The organism is Staphylococcus intermedius NCTC 11048 (assembly GCF_002902385.1).
In the GTDB taxonomy this organism is placed as follows: Bacteria; Bacillota; Bacilli; order Staphylococcales; family Staphylococcaceae; genus Staphylococcus; species Staphylococcus intermedius.
Genome location: NZ_PPQH01000090.1, coordinates 1 through 3,359 on the forward strand (window position 1 = coordinate 1; position 3,359 = coordinate 3,359).

The following is a 3,359-nucleotide window of genomic DNA, read 5'->3' on the forward strand; positions in this document are numbered from 1 at the left end:
CATATATAAAACCGCCACAATCTAACTTTTGTCAGATTATGACGGTAATATCTATTATAGTGTATTAATTTTTTAAAGGTTTAAGCAGGAATTTCTGCACGTTTTGTACTATGACGACGTACAATTGCTGCAATGATCGTTGATGCAATACCGAAAATCATAAAACCAATGAGCATCCACATCGTACTATTCAATTCGATTCCTTCATTTAAATATAAAATACTTCTCAGCATGTCTGAATAATGGACTAATGGGTTCCAATCCACCATGTATTTTTGATAAAACTCTGGCAACATTTGTTTCGGTAATGTCACCATTTGCATGCTAAAGAACATTAATAGGAAGAAGATAGGTACGGATTTCATACCGAGCCATGTCATAGTACCTAAAATCAATCCCACAAATCCCATCATCGCAAGCGCAATAAATGTTGCTGTCGCATTGGCATCATTAAAGTTAAAATCAAGCACACCATGCATAAAGTAAACAAATGCAAAAGCACCAGCAAATGCAGTGACTGCTGTCATGACAATTTGACCTAACGCCGCAGTCACACGATGACGTATAGAAACATTGTTACTTGTTCTAAATGCGAAGAACAATAAAGCAGAAATGACGATAGATCCCATCCATACAGGCATAAACATTAAGAACGGTCCATTACCTCCTGCTTGATGATCACTGACTTTATTCATTTTTTGTTGTTCCGCTTTAACTGGTTGCGTTAAACCTTGAATGTCTGACGCATTGACTGTCACATTTTGTTGTTCCAATGTTTTTAAACTTTGTGCAGTAATATTTTGATTAACTTGTTGACTCATACCATTAAGAATTTGTGATACCATTTGAGAAATTTGTGTACCTACACCTTCATTGACAATCGTTTTAAATGTCGCTTGTTGTGGCTTCACATTTTGCGTCCCCATCTTTTGAGCCATTTGCTGCGCGACCTCAAGTGGTATTTCACCAGACTTCACTTTTTCTTCCATCTCTTGCTTTTTAAAGTTTCCTACAACACTTTGTGTATGACTCATCGCATGTTCAGAAAAATCTTTTTCAATGACAATTGCACCGAAATAATCTTTATTTTGCATGCCTTGTTTCAAGTCTGCTTCATGATCCACTTTAATCCATTTCACTGTATCTGATTCATTTTTCAGCAGTTTAGATTCTAAATTTTTACCGATATTTACTTCTTTATCTTGTATTTTGATACCTTTATCCGCATTGACTACAGCAATCGGAATATCTTTAGGTTTTGGATTAAATGCAGGATAAAATGCTACCGAAAAGATGAGCAAAACTACTATTGCTACAATAGGAACCATCCAAAACAATTTACTTTTAAATATATTCATTTTCTATCTCCTTTAAAAACCATCGTTCATTCATTTTTAGCTACTGTTCTATTTTAATCTGTTTTCTACAACATACAATATTCAATATATGCCAATTTGTTAGTTATGCGACATTTGATTACACATTGTCGTTTTATCTTGAAAAGCGCAAAAAAGACTTGCCCCCTTTAGAGAGGGCAAGCCTTCTTATTACCTTAGTGATGATTGAATTGATGTGTCTGTTTGATTATTTGTCTTCTTTTTCTTTACGACGTCTGCCGATTAAGAATAAGCCTCCAAGTGCTGCAAATAATCCACCCAATAATGCACCATTTTGCGTTTGACTTTCACCTGTGTCTGGTAATTGTTCAGATTGCTGCTTTTGATTAGCTTGATCCGAAGTTGAACCTTTTGCATTCATGTTATCAAAAGTTGTTTTGCTACGACTTGGTATTGGATCCATGTCTGTTGCAGTTGAAATTGCATGATCGCGACTTTGTTCAATAGGCGTCATGTTTTCGTTAGATTCTTGTTTCACATTATCGCCATGATTTGTAGCACCATTTCCTTCATCTGTTGGGTGCTTCATATCTCCATCGTTGCTTGTATCGTTATCCACTTCACCTGCACCTGGATGCATATCTCCATCATTGTCAGTAGCCCCATTATCTTGATTTGGTTGCTTACCAATCGTGACTTGAACTACAATGTGATCCGTTGTGCCATCTGGATACGTCACTGTTACGTTAACATTTGTTGTACCCTCTTTTGTGCCGTCTGGTAATTGACTTGGATCGTCAATTGTAATGATTGGTTGATCTCCGTCTGTTGGGTAACCTGGAATATTGACTGCACCTTTTACTTCATCTTCTGTTACACCTGTGCCATGGTCTTTTGTGATTGGTGTTGTTTCTGGTGTGTACTTGTCGTTATCTGCTTGTTTACCTACGGTTACCGGTACTGTGATATGATCCGTTGTACCGTCTGGATATGTGACAGTCACACTCACATCTGTTGTACCTTCTTTTGTACCGTCAGGCAATTGACTTGGATCGTCAATTGTTATTGTTGGTTGATCTCCGTCTGTTGGGTAACCTGAAATATTGACTGCACCTTTTACTTCATCTTCTGTTACACCTGTACCATGGTCTTTTGTGATTGGTGTTGTTTCTGGTGTGTACTTATCGTTATCCGCTTGTTTACCTACGGTTACTGGGACTGTGATGTGGTCTGTTGTGCCATCTGGGTACGTCACTGTCACACTCACATCTGTCGTTCCTTCTTGTGTACCGTCAGGTAATTGACTTGGATCATCAATTGTAATTGTCGGTTGATCTCCGTCTGTTGGGTAACCTGGGATGTTCACCGCACCTTTTACTTCATCTTCTGTTACACCTGTGCCATGGTCTTTCGTGATTGGTGTTGTTTCTGGTGTGTACTTATCGTTATCCGCTTGTTTACCTATGGTTACTGGGACTGTGATGTGGTCTGTTGTGCCATCTGGGTACGTCACTGTCACACTCACATCTGTTGTACCCTCTTTAGTGCCGTCTGGTAATTGACTTGGATCGTCAATTGTTATTGTCGGTTGATCACCATCTGTTGGGTAACCTGGGATGTTCACTGCACCTTTCACTTCATCTTCTGATGTGGCAGTACCATAATCCTTCGTGATTGGTGTTGTTTCTGGTGTGTACTTATCGTTATCCGCTTGTTTACCTACGGTTACCGGTACTGTAATGTGGTCTGTTGTACCGTCTGGATATGTGACAGTCACACTCACATCTGTTGTACCCTCTTTTGTTCCGTCAGGTAATTGACTTGGATCGTCAATTGTAATTGTTGGTTGATCTCCGTCTGTTGGGTAACCTGGAATATTGACTGCACCTTTTACTTCATCTTCTGTTGTGGCAGTGCCATAATCCCTCGTGATTGGCGTTGTTTCTGGTGTGTACTTGTCGTTATCTGCTTGTTTACCTACGGTTACCGGTACTGTAATGTGGTCTGTTGTACCATCTGGAT

Annotated in this window: 2 protein-coding genes; both read right to left on the reverse strand. The window is 39.1% G+C overall.

Annotated features, from left to right (window positions below; genetic code table 11):
• Positions 1–80: 80 nt before the first annotated feature.
• Positions 81–1,358, reverse strand: a complete 1,278-nt coding sequence (locus CD138_RS12535; protein WP_019167479.1) for a YhgE/Pip domain-containing protein — start codon at positions 1,356–1,358, stop codon at positions 81–83.
• Between the two features lie 226 nt (positions 1,359–1,584).
• Positions 1,585–3,359, reverse strand: a 1,775-nt coding sequence (locus CD138_RS12540; protein WP_142380760.1) for a Rib/alpha-like domain-containing protein, incomplete at its 5' end; no start/stop codon positions are given.

Excerpts from the sequence above, each read along its gene's own strand:
- CD138_RS12535 (WP_019167479.1), bottom strand. The coding sequence starts at position 1,358 with ATGAATATATTTAAAAGTAAATTGTTTTGGATGGTTCCTATTGTAGCA.